This window comes from Pseudomonas sp. p99-361, assembly GCF_003935475.1.
Classification (GTDB): domain Bacteria; phylum Pseudomonadota; class Gammaproteobacteria; order Pseudomonadales; family Pseudomonadaceae; genus Aquipseudomonas; species Aquipseudomonas juntendi.
Map to the genome: position 1 here is coordinate 1 of NZ_RHQO01000052.1, position 22,027 is coordinate 22,027.

Here is a 22,027-nt window from a genome sequence, read left to right on the forward strand (position 1 = left end):
CCCACAGGAATAATTGGCCCGAAACAAACGTAGGAGCGAGCGCAGCTCGCGATGCGCCGCGCGGGCGGCGCTCGATCCAACAGGCGCTGCATACCTTGTGGCAAACACCTGTCAGCCCTGATGCGATCGCTGTGGGAGCTGGCTTGCCGGCGATAGGGCCCAAACAGGCAATAAAAAACCCGAAGCCAGTCCCCCGGCTTCGGGTTTCTCTATTTCCTGCAGACCCTTACTTGGCTACGGTTCCAGCAACCCCACCGGTATTCAGCCGCCGACGTGGCTTGACCATGTACACCACGAACATCGCAAACAGCCAGATCGGGATCGCGTACACCGACACCTGAATGCCTGGAATCATCAGCATGATGCCGAGAATCAGCACCACGAAGGCCAGCACCACATAGTTGCCATAGGGGTACCACAGCGCCTTGAACAGCGGCTTCTGGCCGGTGCGGTCAAGGTGCTGGCGGAATTTCAGGTGCGAATAACTGATCATCGCCCAGTTGATCACCAGGGTAGCCACCACCAGCGACATCAGCAGTTCCAGGGCATTTTGCGGCATCAGGTAGTTGAGCAGCACGGCCACGAAGGTCACCGCTGCCGACACCAGAATCGAGCGCACCGGCACGCCGCGTTTGTCGACCTTGGCCAGCGCTGCCGGGGCATCGCCCTGCTCCGCCATGCCCAGCAGCATGCGGGCATTGCAGTAGGTGCCGCTGTTGTACACCGACAGCGCGGCCGTCAGCACCACGAAATTCAGCAGGTTGGCGGCCACGTCACTGCCCAGCAGCGAGAACACCTGCACGAATGGGCTGCTGCCATAACTGCCGCCCGAGGCGTCGATGCTGGCCACCAGGTTGTCCCACGGGGTCAGCGACAGCAGCACCACCAACGCACCCACGTAGAAGATCAGGATACGGTAGATGACCTGGTTGATCGCCTTGGGGATCACGGTCTTGGGCTTGTCGGCCTCGGCAGCGGTGAACCCGAGCATTTCCAGGCCACCGAAAGAGAACATGATGAAGGCCAGGGCCATGACCAGGCCGCTGACGCCATTGGGGAAGAACCCGCCGTGCGACCACAGGTTGGCGACGGTGGCCTCCGGGCCGCCGCTGCCGCTGGTCAGCAGGTAGGCACCCAGGCCGATCATGCTGACGATGGCGACCACCTTGATGATGGCGAACCAGAATTCGGCTTCACCGAAGAACTTCACGTTCATCAGGTTGATGGCGTTGATCAGCACGAAGAAGGCGGCTGCGGTAACCCAGGTCGGGATTTCCGGCCACCAGTAGTGGACATACTTGCCAACCGCCGACAGCTCCGACATGCCCACCAGGATGTACAGCACCCAGCAGTTCCAGCCAGACAGGAAACCGGCGAAGCCGCCCCAGTAGGTGTGGGCAAAATGGCTGAATGAGCCGGCCACCGGCTCCTCGACGATCATCTCGCCAAGCTGGCGCATGATCATGAAGGCGATGAAGCCGCAGATGGCGTAACCGAGGATCATCGACGGGCCGGCGGATTTCATCACGCCTGCCGAGCCGAGGAACAGGCCGGTACCAATTGCGCCGCCAAGGGCGATCAACTGGATGTGACGGTTCTTCAGGCCCCGCTTGAGCTCGCCTGAATGCATGTTTTGTCCACTCATGAACGAAGTCACCTGCATTGTTTTTATCTGTGACGGAATCGGACCCACCGCGCTCGTGGCGCAGCGGAATGGGCAAGGTGGTTACCTTGGGTTTCTCGACCTCAGGTGCCGCCGGGGCGGGTCAACCAGGCGTGATCAAGAGTGCGCGGTACGCAAGGGGGTCACAGGTAAAACGCGGCGCACTGTATACCCCTGCAAACGCGCAGGCGTCAACGCGTTGCATTCTTTCCTCGGGAAAAAACGCAGCGATCCTGTGGTATGGGCCTTCAAAGGCGGAGTGATCGGCGTACATGGCGCCTCCATTTGTTGTTTTGTCAGCCAGGCGCTGTGAACCGGCTGTTGCACACGGCAATAGCGGCTATAACACCGTGGGCAAGGGGGTTTGGGCAAGGGTGGTGGGGATTGGCGCGGGGGGCTTGCAGCGTTGGCAGCGGCAAGTTTTTTTGACAGGCCGGGGCGTATTCCGAAACACGAACGGAAATCGGCTGACTTTGTACACATTTCTTTACAGGGTGGTTCGCGGACTTGCCAGTCGTCCGAAAAATTCTTTTGCTTCAGTGCCTTGGGGCTGCTTTGCAGCCCTTCGCGGGCACGCCCGCTCCCACATCTTGAGTGGGAGCGGGCGTGCCCGCGAAGAGCCGCAAAGCGGCCCCAAATTACTTAATTGGGCCAATCAGCCACGCGGTTTGCCGCGGCCACGGCCGGCAGGCTTGTCACCTTCAGGCTTGGCTGGGCGCTTGCGCATTTCGCTTGGGCGCTCGGCCACGGCGCTGCCGCGGTTGCCTTTGCGTGGCGCTTCTTCACGCGGCTGGCGTGCCGGGCGCTCACCAGCGGCAGCACCTTCGTGGGCCGGGCGCAGGTTGCGCACGCGCTCGCCACGGCCCAGCGGGCGGGACGATTTACGCTGCAGGCGCTCCATCTTGTCCTTGGCCTTGAGGTTCAAGGCAGGCAGCGCAACCGGCTGCAAGCCGACTTCAGCGGCCAGGATGTCGATTTCGCCCTGGGACATTTCCCGCCAGCGGCCCATCGGCAGGTCGGAGTTGAGGAACACCGGGCCGAAGCGCACGCGCTTCAGGCGGCTGACCACCATGCCCTGGGATTCCCACAGGCGACGCACCTCGCGGTTACGGCCTTCCATCACCACGCAGTGGTACCAGTGGTTGAAACCTTCGCCACCGGGTGCCTTCTGGATGTCGGTGAACTTGGCCGGGCCGTCTTCGAGCATTACACCGGCTTTCAGGCGCTCGATCATCTCGTCATCGACTTCACCACGCACACGCACCGCGTACTCGCGGTCCATCTCGTAGGACGGGTGCATCAGGCGGTTGGCCAGTTCACCGTCGGTGGTGAATAGCAGCAGGCCGGTGGTGTTGATGTCGAGTCGGCCAATGTTGATCCAACGGCCTTCTTTTGGCCGCGGCAGGCGATCGAACACGGTCGGGCGGCCTTCCGGGTCGTCACGGGTGCAGATCTCGCCATCGGGTTTGTTGTACATGATCACCCGGCGGGTGGCCTCGGCGGCCTCCTCGCGCTTGATCAGCTTGCCGTCAACGGCAATGGCATCGTGCAGGTCGACGCGTTGGCCGAGGGTAGCCGCGACGCCGTTGACCTTGATCCGGCCCTGGCTGATCCAGGCCTCGACGTCACGGCGCGAGCCCACGCCGATGCGGGCCAGCACTTTCTGCAGTTTTTCGCCGGACGGCGGGGTAATTGCGGTGTCTTGCAGGTCTTGCTCACTCATCTGGGCACCTCCCGGTGTAGGAATGACAAAGGGTTTCTGGCGACGAATGCGCCAAAAGGCCGCGCATCATACGCGGTTCGGCGGGGGAACGCACTGCAGGTTAGAAGGTTTTGCGGGGGCAGCGAGAGGTTTCTGCCTAACGGTGAGGTGCTTGCCGGGCGGGGCCGCTATAGGCAACCGCACGATCAGGGCTGCAGCTTGCCCTCTTCTTCCACCGCGGCCTCAGGTGCTTGCCCACGCAAATCGTCAAAGTCGGTCTTCAGCCCTTCTTCCATGGCATCCAGCTCCACCAGCAAGCTGCGGAAGCTGGTTTCCTCCTTCGGCTCGTCAACCGCGTCCTGCTCGCCCAGGCTGGCATCGGCCAGGGCCTGCAGGTGGGCCGGCACCGGTGCATCATCCGGGTCGAGCAGCGGCTCAGGCTGCAGCTCGCGCAACTCGGCCAACGCCGGCAACTGCTCCAGGCTCTTAAGGTTGAAGTGGTCCAGGAACGCCTTGGTGGTGGCGAACATCGCCGGCCGGCCGGGCACCTCGCGGTAGCCCACCACGCGTATCCACTCGCGCTCCATCAGGGTCTTGATGATATTGCTGTTCACCGCCACCCCGCGCACATCCTCGATCTCGCCACGGGTGATCGGCTGGCGATAGGCGATCAACGCCAGGGTTTCCAGCAAGGCACGCGAATAGCGCTGCGGGCGCTCTTCCCACAAGCGGCCGACCCAAGGGGCGTAGGCTTCGCGAATTTGCAGGCGGTAGCCGCTGGCCACCTCCGTGAGCTCGAAAGCGCGGCCGTTGCACGATTTGCCCAGCACCTCCAGCGCCTGCCTGAAAACCTTGGGTTCGGGGCGCTCGGCTTCCTCGAACAACTCGAACAGACGCTCCAGTGATTGCGGTTTGCCCGACGCCAGCAGGAAGGCTTCGATCAGCGACGCCAGGTCGCGAGGTTCATTCAGGTTCATCGGGTTCTTCAACAAGCGCCGGGCGAAGCCGCACGTGGATGGCGGCGAAGGGTTCATTCTGCACCAGTTCGATCAGCGCTTCCTTCACCAGTTCGAGAATCGCCATGAAGGTGACCACTACCCCCAGCTTGCCCTCGTCGTGCCCGAACAGCTCGACGAACGGCACGAAAGCACCGCCCTTGAGGCGCTCCAGCACCTGGCTCATGCGCTCGCGGGTGGACAGCGTTTCACGGCTGATCTGGTGGCTCTCGAACAGGTCGTTGCGCCGCATCACCTCGGCCATGGACACCAGCAGCTCTTCCAGGCTGACCTGCGGCAACAGCTTGCGCACCTTGGCCTGCGGTGCCTCCAGGCGCGGCACCCGCACCTCACGGCCAACCCGTGGCAAGGCATCGATGCCTTCGGCTGCGGCCTTGAAGCGCTCGTATTCCTGCAGCCGGCGGATCAACTCGGCGCGCGGGTCACCCTCCTCTTCCTCGGCCTCGGCTGAGCGCGGCAGCAGCATGCGCGACTTGATCTCGGCAAGCATGGCCGCCATTACCAGGTATTCGGCGGCCAGTTCCAGGCGCACGCTTTTCATCAGCTCCACATAGCCCATGTACTGGCGGGTGATTTCAGCCACGGGAATGTCGAGGATGTCGATGTTCTGCTTGCGGATCAGGTACAGCAACAGATCCAGCGGCCCTTCGAAGGCTTCCAGGATGACTTCCAAGGCGTCTGGCGGGATGTACAGGTCCAGCGGCATCTCGGTCAGGGCTTCGCCGTAGACCAAGGCCAGTTGCAACTGCCGCGGCTCGTCGACCTGCGTGGCCGGCGCCTCGGGCGCTTGCAGCTGGCTCACGCGTTGGCCATGAACGGCGCAGGGTCGCCGCAGCCTTCTCGAATCAGCTCAGGTTCGTCGCCGGAAAGGTCGATGATGGTCGACGCCTTGAGGTCACCGTAGCCGCCATCGATCACCAGGTCGACATGGTGCTCCAGGCGCTCACGAATTTCGTAAGGGTCGGTCATCGGCTCGTTATCGCCAGGCAGGATCAGGCTCACGCTCATCAGCGGCTCGCCCAGCTCAGCCAGCAACGCCAGGGTAATGGCGTGGTCTGGTACCCGCAGGCCGATGGTGCGGCGTTTTTCGTGCAGCAGCAGGCGGGGCACTTCGCGGGTGCCGTTGAGGATGAAGGTGTACGGCCCAGGCACGTGCGCCTTGAGCAGGCGGAAGGTGCCGGTATCGACCTTGGCATACAACCCCAGCTGCGACATGTCGCAGCACATCAGGGTGAAGTTGTGGGTCTTGTCCAGGCCACGCAGGCGCCGGACGCGCTCGATGGCCGCCTTGTCGCCGATCTGGCAACCCAACGCATAGGCCGAATCGGTGGGGTACACCACCACGCCCCCCTTGCGGATGATCTCTACCGCCTGGCGGATCAGCCGCGGCTGGGGGTTCTCCGGATGAATCTGGAAAAATTGGCTCACGTAGTCGTCCTGTTCATACCGTAATAGGCTGTTCATGGCTGAATCGGCGCCACAAAGGCGGCAGGTCCTCGGGCAAAGGCCGGTAGGCACCGATCTCGCCCCAGGTGCCGGGGCCGTGGAAGTCACTGCCAGCGCTTGCCAGCAGGCCGAACTCACGGGTAAGGATGGACAGGGTGCCCACCTGCTCGGCAGGCATCATCCCGTTGACCACTTCAAGCGCCTGCCCACCTGCCTGAATATAGTCGGCAATCAGCCGCCTGCGCTTGCTGCGGGTCAGGTCGTAGTGCATGGGATGCGCCAGGCTCACCCAGGCTTTGGACTGGCGCAGCGTGGCAACGGTTTCATCAAGGGTGGGCCAATGCTGCTTGACGTCGCCCAGCTTGCCCGCCCCCAGCCACTTGCGAAACGCCTCGCCGCGGTCCTTGACGTGCCCGGCACGCACCAGGTATTCGGCAAAGTGCGGGCGCGCCGGTGCGTTGCCGCTGTCGCCCAGCTCGTGCTGCACGGCGCGGGCGCCGTCGAGGGTGCCTGGCATGCCCTTGGCGGCCAACCGCTTGTCGATTTCTTCGGCGCGCAGCCAGCGGCCGCGGTGCAACGCTTCGATCGCCGCCAGCAATGGCGGCGCATCAAGCGGGAAGTCGTAGCCCAGCACGTGAATGGTGGCGCCCCCCCAAGTGCACGAAAGCTCGACCCCGCTGACCCAGCGCATGCCCCGCTCAACGCAGGCCAGGCGCGCTTCGGGCAGGCCTTCGAGGGTGTCATGGTCGGTCAGGGCCAGCGTTTGCACCCCGTGCTCATGGGCCCGGGCGACCAGCGCCGTGGGCGACAGGGCGCCGTCGGAGGCCGTGCTGTGACAGTGCAGATCAACATTCATGGAGGAGCGCTTTCGCTGGAATCGATGTTTGTTATTATGCCGTCACATCCCGATTCTGGCTGCCATTGTGAAACAATTCATCGATTTCATCCCGCTGTTGCTGTTCTTCATCGTGTACAAGCTGGACCCACGCCCGCTTGAAGTCGCTGGCCACAGCTTCGAATTCGGCGGTATCTACAGCGCCACGGCCATGCTAATCGTCAGCTCGCTGGTGGTGTACGGCGCGCTGTTCCTGCGCCAGCGCAAGCTGGAAAAGGGCCAGTGGCTGACCCTGGTGGCCTGCCTGGTGTTCGGCGGCCTGACCCTGACCTTCCACAGCGAAACCTTTCTCAAGTGGAAGGCGCCGGTGGTCAACTGGCTGTTCGCCCTGGGCTTTGCCGGCAGCCACTTCATCGGTGACCGGGTGCTGATCAAACGCATCATGGGCCACGCCCTCACCCTCCCGGATGCCATCTGGACGCGCTTGAACCTGGCCTGGATCGCGTTCTTCCTGTTCTGTGGTGCGGCCAACCTGTTCGTCGCCTTCACCTTCCAGGACTTCTGGGTGGACTTCAAGGTGTTCGGCAGCCTGGGCATGACCGTGATCTTCCTGGTGGCGCAAGGCGTGTACCTGTCGCGCCACCTGCACGACGACCCTTCTACCTCCAAACCCAAGGATTGACATGCTCTACGCCATCATTGCCAGCGACGTCGCGAACTCCCTGGAAAAACGCCTGGCTGCCCGCCCGGCGCACATCGAACGCCTGCAGCAGCTCAAGGCCGAAGGCCGCGTGGTGCTGGCCGGCCCACACCCGGCCATCGACAGCAACGACCCGGGCGACGCCGGCTTCAGCGGCAGCCTGATCGTCGCCGAATTTGCCTCGCTGGCCGAAGCCCAGGCCTGGGCCGATGCCGACCCGTACATTGCCGCAGGCGTGTACGACAAGGTCGTGGTCAAGCCGTTCAAGCAAGTATTGCCGTGATCCGAGACCGCATCGCTTTCTTCGCGGGCTTGCCCGCTCCCACAGTGGCCCGCACAAACCTTCGGAACTGCACGTTCGTTGTAGGAGCGGGTTTACCCGCGAAGCAGGCGATGCGGGATCAGCAGTTATACGGTTGCCATCAGTCTGCGGTATCTTTGCCACTGGCGGGCCGCAGAGCCGCCGTCAATGGTGGAATCGAGTGAGTCATGAGCGAGCTGTTACTGATTGATGATGACCAGGAACTGTGCGAGCTGCTGTGCAGCTGGCTGACCCAGGAAGGGTTTTCCGTACGTGCCTGCCACGATGGCCAGAGTGCACGCCAGGCCTTGGCCGAGCATGCACCTGCGGCCGTAGTGCTGGATGTCATGTTGCCCGACGGCAGCGGCCTGGAGTTGCTCAAACAACTGCGCAGCGAGCACGCCGAACTGCCGGTGCTGATGCTGTCGGCCCGTGGTGAGCCGCTTGACCGTATTCTTGGCCTGGAACTGGGTGCCGACGATTACCTGGCCAAACCGTGCGACCCACGCGAGCTTACCGCGCGCCTGCGTGCCGTACTGCGCCGCAGCCACCCCGTTGCCGCCACCAGCCAGCTGGAGCTGGGCGACCTGGTCTACAGCCCGGCCCGCGGCGTGGCCAGCATCGATGGCCGGGAAATGACCCTGACCTTGTCCGAAAGCCGCATACTCGAAGCGCTGCTGCGTCAGCCTGGCGAGCCGCTGGACAAACAGGAGCTGGCGCAGATCGGCCTGGGCCGCAAGCTCACCCTCTACGACCGCAGCCTGGACATGCACGTCAGCAACCTGCGCAAGAAGATCGGCCCGCATGCCGATGGCCGGCCACGCATCGTCGCCCTGCGCAGCCGCGGCTATTACTACTGCCTGTGAGCAGCTGCGAGCTGCAAGCTGCAAGAAAGAGCAGAATCGCGATCGGCTTCACTTGTAGCTTTAAGCTTGTAGCTTGTAGCTTGTAGCTTGTAGCTTGTAGCTTGTAGCTTGTAGCTTGCCGCTTGCAGCTGTTCTTTACCCAGCCTTTACCATCCACTGACTGCGCTTGACGATGATCTCCCTAGACTGTGCTCATCCGGTAACCACCGGCCTATGAAAGGAGAGACACCATGCGCAAGACCCTTATCGCCCTGATGTTCGCCGCCGCCCTGCCAACCGTAGCCATGGCCATGCCTGACGGCGGCCCACGTCACGACGGCCCGCATCACCGCGGTGAAGCGGCCTTCCAGCAACTGGACCTGAGCCGTGACCAGCGCCAGCAGATCGGCAAGCTGATGGGCGAGCAAATGCAGCAGCGCCGTGACATTACCGAGCGTTACCTGGCCAAACTGCCGGCTGCCGACCAGAAAGCCATGAAGGACGAACTGCAAGCCAGCCGCGCCAAGACCGACACCGCCGTGCGCAACCTGCTCAAGCCAGACCAGCAGAAGAAGTTCGACGAACTGCAAAAGGAACGCGCTGCCAAGAAAGCCGAGTGGCAGGAGTTCCAGGCCTGGAAAGCTGAAAAAGCCAAAAAGGCCCAGTAAGCTGTCAGCCCGATGCCCGGCTCGCCCCAGCGCGAGCCGGGCTTTTTCTGTTTTAGGAGGTGCTCTTGCGTTCACTGTTCTGGCGCATCCTGGCCAGCTTCTGGTTGGCCATCACCCTGGTTGCAGGCCTGTCGATCTTGCTTGGGCACATGCTCAACCAGGACGCCTGGATCCTCAGCCGCCACCCCGGCCTGAACACGCTGGCCAGCCAGTGGGCCAGGCACTACGAGCAGGAGGGCGTGAGTGCAGCGCAGCAGTTCCTGGAACAGCGCAAGGACCGCTACAAGATCGACGTACAGGTGCTCGATGACAGTGGTGACGCGGTGGTGCCCGGCACGTTCCCGCGCCGGGCAGCAGCCTTCGAGGCACGCCAGCACAACGACCAGCGCCGCTTGCCATGGCGCCGGCTGACCGAGGAATACACCAGCCCCGACACCGGCCAGACCTACCTGCTGATCTACCGCATCCCCCACCCGGCGCTGGATGAGTGGCACCGGGACAGCCTGATGTGGCCACTCAGCGCACTGGGCATCGCCCTGGTGGTATTGACCCTGTTCAGCCTGCTGGTCACGCTGTCCATCACGCGCCCGTTGAGCCGCCTGCGCAGCGCTGTGCACGACCTGGGCCAGAGCACCTATCAGCAGAACAGCCTGGCGCGCCTGGCAGCCCGGCGTGATGAATTCGGCGTGCTGGCCAACGACTTCAACAAAATGGGCGCGCGCCTGCAAAGCACCCTCGCCAGCCAGCGCCAATTGCTGCGCGACGTGTCCCACGAGCTGCGCTCACCGCTGGCCAGGCTGCGCATTGCCCTGGCCCTGGCCGAACGCGCCGAGCCCGAGCAGCGCCAGGCCCTGTGGCCGCGCCTGACCCGCGAGTGCGACAGGCTGGAAGACCTGATCAGCGAAATACTCACCCTGGCCCGCGTGGATGCCGAACAGGCTCACGCCGAAGCGGTAGACCTCAATGCCTTGCTGGGCAGTGTGCGCAAGGACGCCCTGCTCGGCGCGCCCGACCAGGACGTGCGCCTGGAGGCGCAACCGGGGCTGGTCTTGCAAGGTTGGCCGACACTGATCGAGCGGGCCGTGGACAACCTGCTGCGCAACGCCCTGCGCTTCAACCCGGCAGGCCAGCCCATCGAAGTCAGTGCCTTGCGTGATCAGGCGCGGGTGGTGATCTGTGTGCGCGACCATGGCCCGGGTGCAGCCCCGGAGCACCTCGCCCAGCTGGGTGAGCCGTTCTTCCGCGCACCGGGGCAGGAGGCCCCAGGGCACGGCCTGGGGTTGGCGATTGCGCGCAAGGCGGCGGAGCGGCATGGCGGCAGCCTGGTACTGCACAACCACCCGCAGGGCGGCTTTGTCGCCCGGCTTGAACTACCCTTGCAAGCCGCTTCAGCGTAAGGCTGCCAGGGCCGTGTACGTTAGGGCTGCAGCGCAGCCCTTGCTCGCGCCCGCGTCACTCGCCCCAGCCCGTGACGAAATCAGCGGTGGCCAGCACCGGCGCGGTCCGTGGCTCGGTCATTGGCGTGCCGACGTACAGGTAGCCGATCAGTTCCTCGTTCTCCGCCAGCCCCAGCCCCTTGTGCACATGCGCGTCGAAGGCCATGTCCCCGGTGCGCCACACGGCGCCGATGCCCTGCGCATGGGCAGCGATCAGGATGCCATGTGCCGCACAGCCCGCCGCCAGGCGCTGCTCGGACTTGGGCACCTTGAAGTGGTCCTGCAAGCTGGCCACCACCACGATCAGCAACGGTGCGCGCAGCGGCATGGCGCGGGCTTTGTCCAGCGCAGCCTGGGTGGCTTCACCCTTGTGCTGCACCGCTTCGGCGAACAGCTCGCCCAGCCTCTCGCGGCCCTGCCCTTCGATGGTCAGGAACCGCCAAGGCCGCAGTTGGCCGTGGTCCGGCGCCCGCAGGGCAGCCTGAAACAGCGCCTCGCGCTGGGCGGCATTGGGCGCTGGGTCGGTCAGGCGTGGCACGGAAACACGGTTGAGCAATGCGTCGAGAGCCTCCATCGGCTACCCTCCTGGCAGTGGAATGTGCGGCCATTCTCAAGCTGCATGCCCTAAGCTGCAAGCTGAAAGCTGCAGCACGCCAGCTTTTCGTGCAGCGTGCCGCGCCTGGCTTGCAGCGGCCCGGCCCATAGGTAGAATGGCGCCCTTCCGTTTCGAGTCAGAGCAGATCACATGGCGTTGCCGACCTTAAGGATCATTGGTTTCATCATCGGCATCTTCCTGATCACCCTGGCTGTGGGCATGGCCGTGCCCATGGCGACCCTGGTGATATTCGAACGCACCGGCGACATGCCGTCGTTCCTGTGGTCCAGCCTGATCACCTTCATTGCCGGGCTGGCCATGGTGCTGCAAGGGCGGCCCGAGCATGTGCACCTGCGGCCACGCGACATGTACCTGCTGACGGTCTGCAGCTGGCTGGTGGTCTGCGTGTTCGCCGCCCTGCCCTTCCTGCTGACCCAGCACATCAGCTACACCGACGCCTTCTTCGAAAGCATGTCGGGCATCACCGCCACCGGCGCCACCGTGCTCAGCGGGCTCGACAACATGTCGCCAGGCATCCTGATGTGGCGCTCGATGCTGCACTGGCTGGGCGGTATCGGCTTCATCGCCATGGCGGTGGCCATCCTGCCGCTGCTGCGCATTGGTGGCATGCGCCTGTTCCAGACCGAGTCTTCCGACCGCTCCGAAAAGGTCATGCCGCGCTCGCACATGGTCGCCAAGTCGATCGTGGGGGTGTACGTCGGCTTCTCGATCCTTGGCGCGCTGGCTTTCTGGTGGGCCGGCATGAGCCCATTCGATGCCATCAACCACGCCATGTCGGCGATTTCCACCGGTGGTTTTTCCACCTCCGACCAGTCCCTGGCGAAATGGGACATTCCCGCCGTGCACTGGGTGGCAGTGGTGGTAATGATCATGGGCAGCCTGCCGTTCACCCTGTACGTGGCCACCCTGCGCGGCAACCGCAGGGCGCTGCTCCGCGACCAGCAGGTGCAGGGCTTGCTGGGCATGCTGCTGGTCACCTGGCTGGTTCTGGGCACCTGGTACTGGTACAGCACCAACCTGCACTGGCTGGACGCGCTGCGTCACGTGGCGCTGAACGTGACCTCGGTCGTCACCACCACCGGTTTCGCCCTGGGTGACTACAGCCTGTGGGGCAATTTTTCGCTGATGCTGTTCTTCTACCTGGGTTTCGTCGGTGGCTGTTCCGGCTCGACCGCGGGCGGGATCAAGATCTTCCGCTTCCAGGTCGCCTACATCCTGCTCAAGGCCAGCCTCAACCAGCTGATCCACCCGCGTGCGGTGATCAAGCAGAAGTACAACGGCCACCGCCTCGATGAAGATATCGTGCGTTCGATTCTCACGTTCTCGTTCTTCTTCGCCATCACCATCTGCGTCATGGCGCTGCTGCTGTCGCTGCTGGGGGTGGACTGGATGACCGCCCTGACCGGCGCTGCCGGTACGGTCTCCGGGGTGGGGCCTGGCCTGGGTGAGGTGATCGGGCCGTCAGGCAACTACGCCACGCTGCCAGACGCCGCCAAGTGGATCCTGGCTGCCGGCATGCTGCTTGGCCGGCTGGAAATCATCACCGTGCTAGTGTTGTGCATGCCGGCGTTCTGGCGTCACTGAGCCCTTCGCCCACGGCGCCGAGCCGGGCGCGGTACTCACTGGGCGTGGTATCGAACCACCGGCGGAACGCGCGGTAGAAGTTGCTGGGGTCGGCGAAGCCCAGCAGGTAGGCGGTTTCCAGCAGGGTCATGCCCGGCTGGGCCAGGTACTGTTCGGCCAGTTCGCGCCGGGTGTCGTCGAGCAACGCCTGGAAGCTGGTGCCCTCTTCCTGCAGCCGCCGCTGCAGGGTGCGCTGCGACAAGTGCAAGGCCTGCGCCAGGGTCTCACGCTTGGGCTCCCCCTGCGGCAAGATGCGGCACAGCACCTGGCGCACCCGGTGGGTCACGCGGCTTTCGGAAAACCGCGCCAGGTACTCCCCGGCAAACCGGTCGTGCAGCACTGCCATGGCTTCATTGGCCGTGGGCAAGGGTGCTTCCATGTCGGCCCGCTCGAACACCAGCGCGTCGTACGGCGCGTCGAAGATCAGCGGCGAATGGAACGCCACCTTGTACGGCTCGATATTCCTGGGTTGCGGCCCCTGCACCAAAACCCGGCGTGGCTGCACCGGGCGGCCGCTCAACCATTTGCACAGCGCCAGCGCACAGGCCAACGACGCTTCGGCACTGTGCCGGGTGGGCGGCAGATGGTCGCCGTGCACGGTGAGGATCAACGAGTAGCCCTCGGGACCCAGCACGAAACTGAGATCGGAGCTTTCGGCGATGATGCGCTGGTAGCGTACCAGCCGCTCGAACCCCTCGGCCAAGGTGCGGCTGGACATCAGCGCATAGCCCACCACGTGAAACGAGGCCGGGCGTACCACACGCGCCATGTTCAGGCCAATGGCCTCGTTGCCGGACAGTTCCACTGCCAATTGCCACAGCCGGGTCATGGAGTCCTGGGGGAAACGCGCGTCGGGATCGTCGAGGGCGGCGAAATCCAGCCCCAACTGCTTGAACATGGCCCGGCAGTCCAGCCCTTCCAGCTCGAGCGCCTTTACAATCCCTGATGCCCAACTGGCTGACGTGGTTCTTTCGCTCATGACAGGCTTCTTTCCTGACCGCTCCTGCGGTGAACCCCAAGGATACTCAATTGGCGCCTATTGTCACTGGTAGGCCCTGCCAATCACTCTAGACTCGAATGAGGCTCCACGCCGTGCATCTTGTCCAGACGTATCAACCCCGGAGCACTGCCATGAACCGCACAGCGCAGTTTCGCAGTTTTGCCGAGTTCTACCCGTATTACCTGGGTGAGCACAGCAACCCCACCTGCCGCCGCCTGCATTTTGTCGGCACCAGCCTGGTGATCGCCCTGCTGGCCTATACCATCGGCAGCGGCAAATGGCTGTTGCTGCTGGCCGTGCCGCTGTTCGGCTACGGCTTTGCCTGGGTGGGGCATTTCTTTTTTGAAAAGAACCGGCCGGCGACATTCACCTACCCGTTCTACAGCCTTGCCGGTGACTTCGTGATGTTCCGCGACATTCTGCTCGGCAAGCTCAGGCTGTAAGCAGCGCGCCTGCGCCCGCCGCCACCCGGTCCTCGCCATGCACGGCTTCAGGCACAATGGCCGCTTGCCTTGCGAGGATGCCCCCTGTCATGAACCACCGCACCGCCCTCGGCGCCCTGCATATCGGCGCGCTGTTCTTTGGCCTCACCGGCGTATTCGGCAAGCTGGCAGCCAGCGCCAGCCCGGTGATCATCGTGTTCGGCCGCGCCGCTTTCGCCGTGCTCGCCCTGGCGCTGTTCGCCAGTGTCACCGGCCCTGGCTGGCAACGCCTGAACGGTCAGGATGCGCGCCGCCTGTTGCTCGGCGGGGTGCTGCTGGCCGGCCACTGGGTCAGCTTCTTCATCGCCGTCAAGGTCGGCGGCGTGGCCCTCGCCACCCTCGGCTTCGCCAGCTTCCCGGCCTTTACCGTGCTGCTCGAAGGGCTGCTGTTCCGCGAGCGCATCCGCCGCAACGAAGCGCTGCTGGTGCTGCTGGTCAGCCTCGGCCTGGTACTGGTCACGCCAGCCTTCGATCTGGACAGCGAAGCGACCGGCGGCCTGCTGTGGGCCCTGTTCTCGGGCCTGCTGTTCTCACTGCTGTCCCTGACCAACCGCGCAGGCTCTGGTCGCTTGCCTGCGGTGCAGGCAGCACTGTGGCAAAACCTGGTGGTAAGCCTGAGCCTGCTGGCGTTCGCTGCCCCTGGGCTGGGCGCGGTCGCGCCGGTGGACTGGCTGTGGATCGGCCTGCTCGGCATTTTCTGCACCGGCGTGGCGCACAGCCTGTTCGTCGCCAGCCTGGCGGTCATCAAGGCCCGGACTGCCGCCGTGGTGTTCGGCATGGAGCCGGTCTACGGCATTGCCGTAGCCTGGCTGGTGTTTGCCGAGACCCCCACGGTGCGCATGCTGCTGGGCGGCGCACTGATCATCCTCGCCATCGTGCTGTCCAGCCGCCTGGCCGCCGAGCCAGCGCAGCGGCCGCTGGCCGAGGGCGGGTGACTCAGCGGTCGTTGTGGCCCAGGTCGCGCTGGGGGTCGATCTGGTCACGCACCCGCTGCTTCAGCACCTTGGCCTCGGGGAAGCCGCCGTCGGCCTTGCGCTCCCAAATCTGCACGCCGTTGCAGGTGATGCGGAAAATACCGCCGGTACCCGGTTCCAGCGCCACCCGGCCGAGGTCGTCGGCAAACGTGCTGAGCAGTTCCTGGGCCAGCCACGCGGCCCGCAGCAGCCACTGGCACTGGGTGCAATAATTGATGACGATTTCCGGCTTGTGGTCGGCCATGTTGAGATAACTCCAACTGAGGGGCGGCTTATACTAGCGGTCTTTGACCCACGGTTTGAGACCCACGATGCGCCGTTTGCTGTTCTGCTTGCTGTTCACCCTCACCTCGCTTACAGCAACCGCCGCCGAACCGGCACGGCCCAAGGTCGGCCTGGTGCTGTCGGGCGGCGCGGCCCGTGGCCTGGCGCACATCGGCGTGCTCAAGGCGCTGGAGGAACAGGGCGTACGCATCGACGCCATTGCTGGCACCAGCATGGGGGCTGTAGTCGGCGGGCTGTACGCCTCGGGCTACAGTGTCGAAGAGCTGGAACACCTCGCCACCACCCTCGACTGGCAGCAGGCGCTGTCTGACAGCCCACCCCGCGAGGACGTGCCATTCCGGCGCAAGCAAGATGACCGCGACTTTCTGGTCAAGCAAAAGCTCAGTTTTCGCGACGACGGCAGCCTGGGCCTACCGCTGGGGGTGATTCAAGGCCAGAACCTGTCGTTGCTGCTGGAAAGCAAGTTGGCGCACACCGCCGACACGCGCGACTTCGACAAGCTGCCCATCCCCTTCCGCGCCGTGGCCACCGACATCGCCAGTGGCGAAAAAGTGGTATTCCGCCGCGGCCACCTGCCGCAGGTGATCCGCGCCAGCATGTCGATCCCGGCCGTGTTCGCCCCGGTCGAACTGGACGGCCGCCTGCTGGTGGACGGCGGCATGGTCGACAATATTCCGCTCGACGTGGCACGCGACATGGGGGTGGACCTGGCCATCGTGGTGGATATCGGTACGCCGCTGCGCGACCGCAAGCAGTTGCTGACCGTGGTCGATGTGCTGAACCAGTCCATCACGCTGACGACCCGGCGCAACTCGGAAGAGCAACTGGCCAGCCTGCGCCGCGACGATATCCTCATCCAACCGCCGCTGGCAGCCTACGGCGTGACCGACTTCGGCCGCGCGCGGGACATGATCGACGCCGGCTACCGCGCTACCCGCCTGCTCGACGCGCGCCTGGCCGCGCTGCGCCACCCAGACGCCAGCACCAGCCTGGCCGTGGCCCGTTCACCGCGCCAACGCACGCCCATCATCACCGCCATCAAAATCGAGAACGACGCCAAGGTCAGTGACGATGTGATCCGTTCGTACATTCGCCAGCCCATCAATGCCCCGCTGGAGCTTGGCCGCCTGGAGACCGACATGGGCACGCTGTACGGCCTGGACTACTTCGACCGGGTGCAGTACCGCGTGGTACACAAGGGCGATGAAAACACCCTGGTGATCAACGCCCGCGGCCGCCGCGGCGGCACCGACTACTTGCGCCTGGGGCTGAACCTGTCGGACGACCTGCGCGGCGACAGCGCCTTCAACCTGGGCGCCAGCTACCGGGTCAACGGCATCAACAGCCTGGGTGCCGAGTGGCTGACCCGCGGCCAGATCGGCGACCAGCAAGCGCTGTACAGCGAGTTCTACCAACCGCTGGATGTCGGCTCACGCTACTTCGTCGCCCCCTACCTGGACTTCGGCTCACAGAACATCGAGGCCACCCTCGACAACGACCCGGTCGCCGAGTACCGCCTGGAGCGCTATGGCTTTGGCCTGAACGTGGGCCGGCAGATCGGCAACAGCGGCGAAGTGCGCCTGGGGGTTGGCAAGGCCTGGGGCGAGGCCGAGGTGCGCATTGGCGACCAGGACTTGCCCAAGGTCAGTTTCAACGAAGGCTTTTACGAGCTGAAGTACTCGTTCGACACCCTCGACAACGTGTATTTCCCGCACCATGGCGAAGACATCGGCCTGACCTTGCGCAAGTACGACAAGTCGCTGGATTCCGACCAGGATTACCGGCAATGGCTGTTCAACCTCGACAAGGCCATCAGCAGCGGCCCGAACACCTTCGTGCTGGGCGGCCGCTACGGGCGCACGCTGGATGCCACCGAAGTGGTGACCTCCAGCTTCGTGCTGGGCGGGGCGCGGGAGCTGTCGGGCTTCCGCCAGGACTCGGTGTCGGGCCAGAACATGAGCCTGATGCGGGTGGTCTACTACCGCCGGCTGACGCCACGGGCGTATGTGCCGCTGGACTTCCCGTTGTACATCGGTGGTTCGCTGGAGCGCGGGCGGGCGTGGAACAACGACAATGCGTTCGACAGTGGCTACATCAATGCGGCGAGTATTTTCCTCGGGCTGGAAACGCCGCTGGGCCCATTGAATTTCACCTATGGCACCAACAGTGCGCATGAGCAGGCGGTGTACCTGAACCTGGGGCATACCTTCTAAGCAGCACGTACAGGGCCCGGGCGTCGGGCCCGCCACGCCGAGCGGGCGGGCCGGCGAAAGGCTACAGGGCAGCCCCTGCCTCAGGATTTTTCCAGGTTGCCCAGAATCTTGGCATGCACCCGCATGCACACCTGCAGGTCGGCTTCATCCACCCCGCTGAACAGTTCGATGCGCAACTGGTTGGCGATGGTCTCGATCTGTTCGATCAGCGGCTTGGCCGGCGGGCACAACACAATCTTCTTCGCCCGCCGGTCTTCCAGCACCGCCTGGCGCCGTACAAGCCCCTGGGCCTCCAGGCTATCGAGCAGACGCGCCAGGGTCGGGCCTTCGACACCCACACTCTGGGCCAGCTCACGCTGGGTCGGGGCGTCTTGGAAACGGGCCAGGTGCAGCAACACCAGCCAGCGCGCCTGCGACAGATTGAGCCCGGCCAGGCGGCGATCCAGTTCGGCACGCCAACCCCGGGACATCTGGGCCAGTTGCATGCCGAAGCGGTGTTGGTTGTCGGTTAGAGGCATAGGTAACTCATCGAGTAGATCTAATTATTAGGCAGCTAACCATGCCCTGCCCCATGAGGCAAGGCTCGGCCAAGGTAACTTGGGCGAAAATCGTCAAAAAGCATGACAAAGGTCAGCAGATGGCGCTTGTGCCTGCGAACATGCGCTGGCCTACAGCTCGAACTCGGCTGCCAGTGCCGCGCGTACGCAATACAGCACCCCTTCCGGCACTCGCCCGGTAAACAGCGGGGCGATGGTCGCAACCGGCGGCAGCTCGCCCTCGCCATCGAGGAAGGCGTCCTGCACCTCCATCAGCAGGTCTTCTGGCAAGTCCAGCGCCTGGTCCAGGCTCAGCTCCTGGCGCCCCAAGGCCTCGGCCAGCAAGCTGTACACATTCTTTTCGCTGCAGTTGAGCTGCCCGGCGATTTGCGCTGGGGTCATGCCGGCGCGGGCCAGGCTGACCAGCTCATGGCGCAGGTCGAGCACCACCTTCGGCGCCTCGCGGGTGCCGCCGTTGTCGTTCAGTACCTCAAGAAACGCCTGGCCATAGCGTTCCAGCTTGCGCGCGCCTACGCCGCTGACCTGGGCCATGTCGCTGAGGCTGACCGGCTGGCTGCGCAACATTTCCAGCAACGTTGAGTCGGGGAAGATGACGTACGGCGGTACGCTGTGTTCTTCGGCCAGCTTGCGCCGCAAGGTGCGCAATGCCTCCCACAATTCCCGCTCTTCGGCCCGCACCAGTTGGCTGGCCGGGCTGCCGCCACTGGAAGACGCGCTTTTGGCAGTGATCTGCGGCTTGAGGTCACGGCGCAGTTGCAAGGTGACTTCGCCACGCAACAGTGGCCGGCAGCTGTCGGACAAGCGCAGGCCGCCGTAGCCCTCCAGGTCGATGTCGACCAGCCCGCGCGCCACCAACTGGCGGAACAGCGAACGCCATTCGGCTTCGGCCAGGCCTTTGCCCACGCCGAAAACCGACAGCTTTTCATGGCCGAAATTGCGCACCTTTTCGGTGTCCTTGCCCAGCAGCACGTCGACCAGGTGGCCCACACCATAGCGCTGGCCGGTGCGAAACACTGCCGACAGGGCCTGGCGCGCCGGCTCGGTAGCATCCCAGGTCTGGACGTTGTCGACGCAGTTGTCACAGTGCCCGCACGGCTGCTCGAGGATTTCATCGAAGTAGGCCAGCAGCGACTGGCGGCGGCAGCGGGTTTCTTCGCACAGCGCCAGCATGGCATCGAGCTTGTGCTGCTCGATGCGTTTGTGGCGTTCGTCCCCTTCGGAGTTCTGCAGCATCTGCTTGAGCATGACCATGTCCTGCAGGCCATAAGCCATCCAGGCATCGGACGGCAGGCCGTCTCGCCCGGCACGGCCGGTTTCCTGGTAGTAGGCCTCAAGCGACTTGGGCAGGTCGAGGTGGGCCACGAAGCGTACGTTGGGTTTGTCGATACCCATGCCGAACGCGATGGTGGCGACCATGATCAGCCCCTCTTCGTTGAGGAAGCGGTGCTGGTTGGCGGCGCGGGTTTCGGCCGCCAGGCCGGCATGGTAGGGCAGCGCCGGGAAGCCCTGCTGGCAAAGGAAGGCGGCGGTTTCGTCGACCTTCTTGCGCGACAGGCAATAAACGATGCCGGCGTTGCCACGGCGCTCGGCAAGGAACGCCATCAATTGCTTGCGCGGCGCTTCCTTGGGCACGATGCGGTAGAAGATGTTCGGCCGGTCGAAGCTCGACAGGAAGCGCTCTGCGCCCTGCAAGTGCAGGCGCTGAACAATTTCTTCGCGGGTACGCATGTCGGCGGTGGCGGTAAGGGCAATGCGCGGAACATGCGGGAACAGTTCGGCCAACTGGCCCAGTTGCAGGTATTCGGGGCGGAAGTCATGGCCCCATTGCGAAACGCAGTGGGCTTCGTCGATGGCGAACAGCGAGATATCCAGGTCGCGCAGGAAGTCGAGCATGCGCGGTTGCACCAGGCGTTCGGGTGCCAGGTACAGCATTTTCACTTCGCCACGGCGCAGGCGCCCGGCCAGGTCGCGCTGCTGCTCGGCCGTGAGCGTGGAGTTCAGGGCGGCTGCGGCTACGCCCAGCTCGTCAAGCGTGGCGACCTGGTCGTCCATCAGCGCGATCAGCGGCGAGACCACCACGGTCAGGCCTGGGCGCAGCAGGCCCGGCACCTGGAAACACAACGACTTGCCGCCGCCAGTCGGCATCAGCACCAGGGCATCGCCACCATTGGCCACGCATTCGATGATCGCTGCCTGGCGCCCTCGGAAACTGTCGTAGCCAAAGATGTCCTTGAGAACGCGCTGAGCCTGTTCGAGCATGTGCAACTCCAAATCGCCGTACCACCCTGCACACAGGCTGGACGAAAAACCCGCCCCGCACACGCCAAATGCGTAAGCGGTTTTTGCCAGGCCGCCGGTAAAACCGCGCCTGGATGAAAATCGCGGAGTATACCGCAGCACCGCCCCGCGCAGGGCACCACCGCGATAGACGTTCCTTTGCCCCGCTGCCGCCGCAAGGTGCTAGAATTCGATATCGTTTATTCCCCAAGGTAGCCCTGTAATGTCCTTCGCCGAGCAACTGACCCGCCTGCAAGCCTTCCTCGACGCCGACGAGCTGCACGAAGAAGCGCTGGACTATGTCGCCGCCCACGGCTACCTCACCGCGCTGTCGATCAACGCCGAGGACGTGCCCGAGCGCGAGTGGATCGACGCCCTGTTCGCCGAAGAGCCGCACTACAGCAGCGAAGCCCAGCGCACCGAAATCGAAGCGACCCTGGTGGCACTCAAGGCCCACATTGCCCGTCAGCTGGCCAGCGACGATGAATTCGAACTGCCCTGCGACCTCGACCTGACTGACGAGCCGGACGATTCCGACCTGCGCGGCTGGTGCATCGGTTTCATGGAAGGCGTGTTCCTGCGCGAAGAGGCCTGGTTCGAGAACGCAGAAGAGGAAGTCAGCGAAATGTTGCTGCCAATCATGGTGGGTTCGGGCCTGTTCGACGAGCAGCCGGAGTTCGCCGACATCGCCAGCAACGCCAACCTGCAGGACGACATGATCGTGCAAATTCCCGAAGCGCTGACGGCACTGTTCCTGCTGCTGCACGCACCTGACGAAAAGCCGGCGCTGCTCAAGCCACGCCACCACTAAGCCAGCTGTGCGCTACCTGCTGCTGGCCATCGGCTGGCTCAGCGTCGCACTGGGGGTGTTGGGGATATTCCTGCCGGTATTGCCTACCACCCCGTTTCTTCTGTTGGCGGCCGCCTGCTTCGCTCGCAGCTCGCCACGCTTTCACCACTGGCTGGTCCACCACCCCAAACTGGGGCCGTGGATTCGCGACTACCTCAGTGGTGAAGGCATCCCCCTCAAAGGCAAGGTCTATGCCATTGGCCTGATGTGGGCCAGCATCGGGCTGTCCTGCTACCTGGTGCCGCTGTTCTGGGCACGCGCCTTCATGTTGACCAGCGCCGTGCTGGTAAGCCTTTACATCCTCAAGCAAAAAACCTTGCACAGGCCAAAGTGACAATAATTTGTCGCCAAATATCACTTTCGCCTAACCCGCCCAGTATTTAGCCAAATTCGTTCTGGAACCGCCTGAAGGCCTTGAGAGTATTGGCTTTACCGATATTTGACACACCACCTGAGGGCTGCAAAAAAAGCCCCTTTTAGACATTTAAGGTATTTAATGTCATTTTGATATGAATAAATCTTCTTATCTATCGCGATG

Annotated in this window: 22 protein-coding genes; 11 read left to right on the forward strand and 11 right to left on the reverse strand. The window is 63.9% G+C overall.

Going from position 1 to position 22,027, the window contains the following annotated elements:
- Positions 1-226: 226 nt before the first annotated feature.
- From EGJ22_RS19425 to EGJ22_RS19450, 6 genes are all read right to left on the reverse strand, one after another.
- Positions 227-1,645 carry an amino acid permease gene (locus EGJ22_RS19425; RefSeq protein WP_166524954.1) on the reverse strand — a complete coding sequence of 473 codons (1,419 nt, stop codon included), beginning with the start codon at positions 1,643-1,645 and terminating at the stop codon, positions 227-229.
- A 673-nt stretch (positions 1,646-2,318) separates the two neighbouring features.
- Entirely contained in the window at positions 2,319-3,386 is a 1,068-nt protein-coding gene (rluB, locus tag EGJ22_RS19430; protein WP_009683647.1) for a 23S rRNA pseudouridine(2605) synthase RluB, read from the reverse strand.
- Between the two features lie 185 nt (positions 3,387-3,571).
- A complete protein-coding gene (gene scpB / locus EGJ22_RS19435) occupies positions 3,572-4,342 on the reverse strand; it encodes an SMC-Scp complex subunit ScpB (protein ID WP_009683648.1) in 771 nt (256 codons plus the stop codon).
- Positions 4,329-5,054 (reverse strand): ScpA family protein, encoded by a 726-nt coding sequence (locus tag EGJ22_RS19440; protein ID WP_161893131.1) that lies wholly within the window; start codon positions 5,052-5,054, stop codon positions 4,329-4,331. The genes scpB and EGJ22_RS19440 overlap by 14 nt, the downstream gene beginning before the upstream one ends.
- 125 nt (positions 5,055-5,179) lie before the next feature.
- Positions 5,180-5,809 carry an L-threonylcarbamoyladenylate synthase gene (locus tag EGJ22_RS19445; RefSeq protein WP_033745202.1) on the reverse strand — a complete coding sequence of 210 codons (630 nt, stop codon included), beginning with the start codon at positions 5,807-5,809 and terminating at the stop codon, positions 5,180-5,182.
- A 13-nt stretch (positions 5,810-5,822) separates the two neighbouring features.
- Entirely contained in the window at positions 5,823-6,683 is an 861-nt protein-coding gene (locus tag EGJ22_RS19450; RefSeq protein ID WP_029887819.1) for a PHP domain-containing protein, read from the reverse strand.
- Between the two features lie 67 nt (positions 6,684-6,750).
- Here EGJ22_RS19450 and EGJ22_RS19455 point away from each other — a divergent pair, with 67 nt between their 5' ends.
- From EGJ22_RS19455 to EGJ22_RS19475, 5 genes are all read left to right on the forward strand, one after another.
- Positions 6,751-7,344, forward strand: coding sequence for a septation protein A (locus EGJ22_RS19455; RefSeq protein WP_029887818.1), 594 nt, complete (start codon positions 6,751-6,753; stop codon positions 7,342-7,344).
- Between the two features lies 1 nt (position 7,345).
- Positions 7,346-7,645 (forward strand): YciI family protein, encoded by a 300-nt coding sequence (locus EGJ22_RS19460; RefSeq protein WP_009683653.1) that lies wholly within the window; start codon positions 7,346-7,348, stop codon positions 7,643-7,645.
- A gap of 206 nt (positions 7,646-7,851) precedes the next feature.
- A complete protein-coding gene (locus EGJ22_RS19465) occupies positions 7,852-8,529 on the forward strand; it encodes a response regulator transcription factor (RefSeq protein WP_029887817.1) in 678 nt (225 codons plus the stop codon).
- 230 nt (positions 8,530-8,759) lie between these two features.
- The gene (locus EGJ22_RS19470; protein WP_009683655.1) at positions 8,760-9,176 is read left to right on the forward strand and encodes a Spy/CpxP family protein refolding chaperone; all 417 of its coding nucleotides are present in this window, start codon (positions 8,760-8,762) and stop codon (positions 9,174-9,176) included.
- 59 nt (positions 9,177-9,235) lie between these two features.
- The gene (locus EGJ22_RS19475; protein ID WP_029887623.1) at positions 9,236-10,573 is read left to right on the forward strand and encodes a sensor histidine kinase KdpD; all 1,338 of its coding nucleotides are present in this window, start codon (positions 9,236-9,238) and stop codon (positions 10,571-10,573) included.
- Between the two features lie 55 nt (positions 10,574-10,628).
- On the opposite strand, the gene EGJ22_RS19480 is transcribed toward EGJ22_RS19475, so the two are convergent.
- Positions 10,629-11,186, reverse strand: coding sequence for an NAD(P)H nitroreductase (locus tag EGJ22_RS19480; RefSeq protein ID WP_009683657.1), 558 nt, complete (start codon positions 11,184-11,186; stop codon positions 10,629-10,631).
- Positions 11,187-11,357: 171 nt separating this feature from the next.
- Between EGJ22_RS19480 and EGJ22_RS19485 the strand changes: the two genes are divergently transcribed.
- The gene (locus tag EGJ22_RS19485) at positions 11,358-12,812 is read left to right on the forward strand and encodes a TrkH family potassium uptake protein (protein WP_029887624.1); all 1,455 of its coding nucleotides are present in this window, start codon (positions 11,358-11,360) and stop codon (positions 12,810-12,812) included.
- Here the strand turns inward: EGJ22_RS19485 and EGJ22_RS19490 are convergent.
- On the reverse strand, positions 12,769-13,830 hold the full coding sequence (locus EGJ22_RS19490) for an AraC family transcriptional regulator (RefSeq protein WP_009683660.1): 1,062 nt from the start codon (positions 13,828-13,830) through the stop codon (positions 12,769-12,771). The genes EGJ22_RS19485 and EGJ22_RS19490 overlap by 44 nt on opposite strands.
- Positions 13,831-13,982: 152 nt before the next feature.
- Here EGJ22_RS19490 and EGJ22_RS19495 point away from each other — a divergent pair, with 152 nt between their 5' ends.
- Entirely contained in the window at positions 13,983-14,294 is a 312-nt protein-coding gene (locus tag EGJ22_RS19495) for a DUF962 domain-containing protein (RefSeq protein WP_009683661.1), read from the forward strand.
- Positions 14,295-14,383: 89 nt separating this feature from the next.
- Positions 14,384-15,268, forward strand: a complete 885-nt coding sequence (locus EGJ22_RS19500; RefSeq protein WP_009683662.1) for a DMT family transporter — start codon at positions 14,384-14,386, stop codon at positions 15,266-15,268.
- Position 15,269: 1 nt separating this feature from the next.
- Here the strand turns inward: EGJ22_RS19500 and EGJ22_RS19505 are convergent, their stop codons facing one another.
- Positions 15,270-15,551 (reverse strand): SelT/SelW/SelH family protein, encoded by a 282-nt coding sequence (locus EGJ22_RS19505; RefSeq protein ID WP_009683663.1) that lies wholly within the window; start codon positions 15,549-15,551, stop codon positions 15,270-15,272.
- 67 nt (positions 15,552-15,618) lie between these two features.
- Between EGJ22_RS19505 and EGJ22_RS19510 the strand changes: the two genes are divergently transcribed.
- Entirely contained in the window at positions 15,619-17,805 is a 2,187-nt protein-coding gene (locus EGJ22_RS19510; RefSeq protein ID WP_029887625.1) for a patatin-like phospholipase family protein, read from the forward strand.
- Between the two features lie 80 nt (positions 17,806-17,885).
- On the opposite strand, the gene EGJ22_RS19515 is transcribed toward EGJ22_RS19510, so the two are convergent.
- Both EGJ22_RS19515 and recQ read right to left on the reverse strand, forming a co-directional pair.
- Positions 17,886-18,323 (reverse strand): MarR family transcriptional regulator, encoded by a 438-nt coding sequence (locus tag EGJ22_RS19515; RefSeq protein WP_009683666.1) that lies wholly within the window; start codon positions 18,321-18,323, stop codon positions 17,886-17,888.
- Between the two features lie 150 nt (positions 18,324-18,473).
- Complete coding sequence (gene recQ, locus EGJ22_RS19520) at positions 18,474-20,621, reverse strand: DNA helicase RecQ (protein WP_029887626.1); 2,148 nt, start codon at positions 20,619-20,621, stop codon at positions 18,474-18,476.
- A 241-nt stretch (positions 20,622-20,862) separates the two neighbouring features.
- Between recQ and EGJ22_RS19525 the strand changes: the two genes are divergently transcribed.
- Complete coding sequence (locus EGJ22_RS19525) at positions 20,863-21,450, forward strand: YecA family protein (RefSeq protein ID WP_009683669.1); 588 nt, start codon at positions 20,863-20,865, stop codon at positions 21,448-21,450.
- Positions 21,451-21,457: 7 nt separating this feature from the next.
- Positions 21,458-21,823 (forward strand): YbaN family protein, encoded by a 366-nt coding sequence (locus EGJ22_RS19530; RefSeq protein ID WP_009683670.1) that lies wholly within the window; start codon positions 21,458-21,460, stop codon positions 21,821-21,823.
- Positions 21,824-22,027: the final 204 nt, after the last annotated feature.

What these genes read in the sequence shown, in the direction of transcription:
- EGJ22_RS19450 (WP_029887819.1), bottom strand. Translation starts at nt 6,683, where the DNA reads ATGAATGTTGATCTGCACTGTCACAGCACGGCCTCCGACGGCGCCCTG.
- EGJ22_RS19485 (WP_029887624.1), top strand. Translation starts at nt 11,358, where the DNA reads ATGGCGTTGCCGACCTTAAGGATCATTGGTTTCATCATCGGCATCTTC.
- EGJ22_RS19425 (WP_166524954.1), bottom strand. Translation starts at nt 1,645, where the DNA reads ATGAGTGGACAAAACATGCATTCAGGCGAGCTCAAGCGGGGCCTGAAG.
- EGJ22_RS19525 (WP_009683669.1), top strand. Translation starts at nt 20,863, where the DNA reads ATGTCCTTCGCCGAGCAACTGACCCGCCTGCAAGCCTTCCTCGACGCC.
- EGJ22_RS19480 (WP_009683657.1), bottom strand. Translation starts at nt 11,186, where the DNA reads ATGGAGGCTCTCGACGCATTGCTCAACCGTGTTTCCGTGCCACGCCTG.
- EGJ22_RS19505 (WP_009683663.1), bottom strand. Translation starts at nt 15,551, where the DNA reads ATGGCCGACCACAAGCCGGAAATCGTCATCAATTATTGCACCCAGTGC.
- recQ (WP_029887626.1), bottom strand. Translation starts at nt 20,621, where the DNA reads ATGCTCGAACAGGCTCAGCGCGTTCTCAAGGACATCTTTGGCTACGAC.
- scpB (WP_009683648.1), bottom strand. Translation starts at nt 4,342, where the DNA reads ATGAACCTGAATGAACCTCGCGACCTGGCGTCGCTGATCGAAGCCTTC.
- EGJ22_RS19490 (WP_009683660.1), bottom strand. Translation starts at nt 13,830, where the DNA reads ATGAGCGAAAGAACCACGTCAGCCAGTTGGGCATCAGGGATTGTAAAG.
- rluB (WP_009683647.1), bottom strand. Translation starts at nt 3,386, where the DNA reads ATGAGTGAGCAAGACCTGCAAGACACCGCAATTACCCCGCCGTCCGGC.
- EGJ22_RS19510 (WP_029887625.1), top strand. Translation starts at nt 15,619, where the DNA reads ATGCGCCGTTTGCTGTTCTGCTTGCTGTTCACCCTCACCTCGCTTACA.
- EGJ22_RS19460 (WP_009683653.1), top strand. Translation starts at nt 7,346, where the DNA reads ATGCTCTACGCCATCATTGCCAGCGACGTCGCGAACTCCCTGGAAAAA.
- EGJ22_RS19515 (WP_009683666.1), bottom strand. Translation starts at nt 18,323, where the DNA reads ATGCCTCTAACCGACAACCAACACCGCTTCGGCATGCAACTGGCCCAG.
- EGJ22_RS19465 (WP_029887817.1), top strand. Translation starts at nt 7,852, where the DNA reads ATGAGCGAGCTGTTACTGATTGATGATGACCAGGAACTGTGCGAGCTG.
- EGJ22_RS19500 (WP_009683662.1), top strand. Translation starts at nt 14,384, where the DNA reads ATGAACCACCGCACCGCCCTCGGCGCCCTGCATATCGGCGCGCTGTTC.
- EGJ22_RS19470 (WP_009683655.1), top strand. Translation starts at nt 8,760, where the DNA reads ATGCGCAAGACCCTTATCGCCCTGATGTTCGCCGCCGCCCTGCCAACC.
- EGJ22_RS19495 (WP_009683661.1), top strand. Translation starts at nt 13,983, where the DNA reads ATGAACCGCACAGCGCAGTTTCGCAGTTTTGCCGAGTTCTACCCGTAT.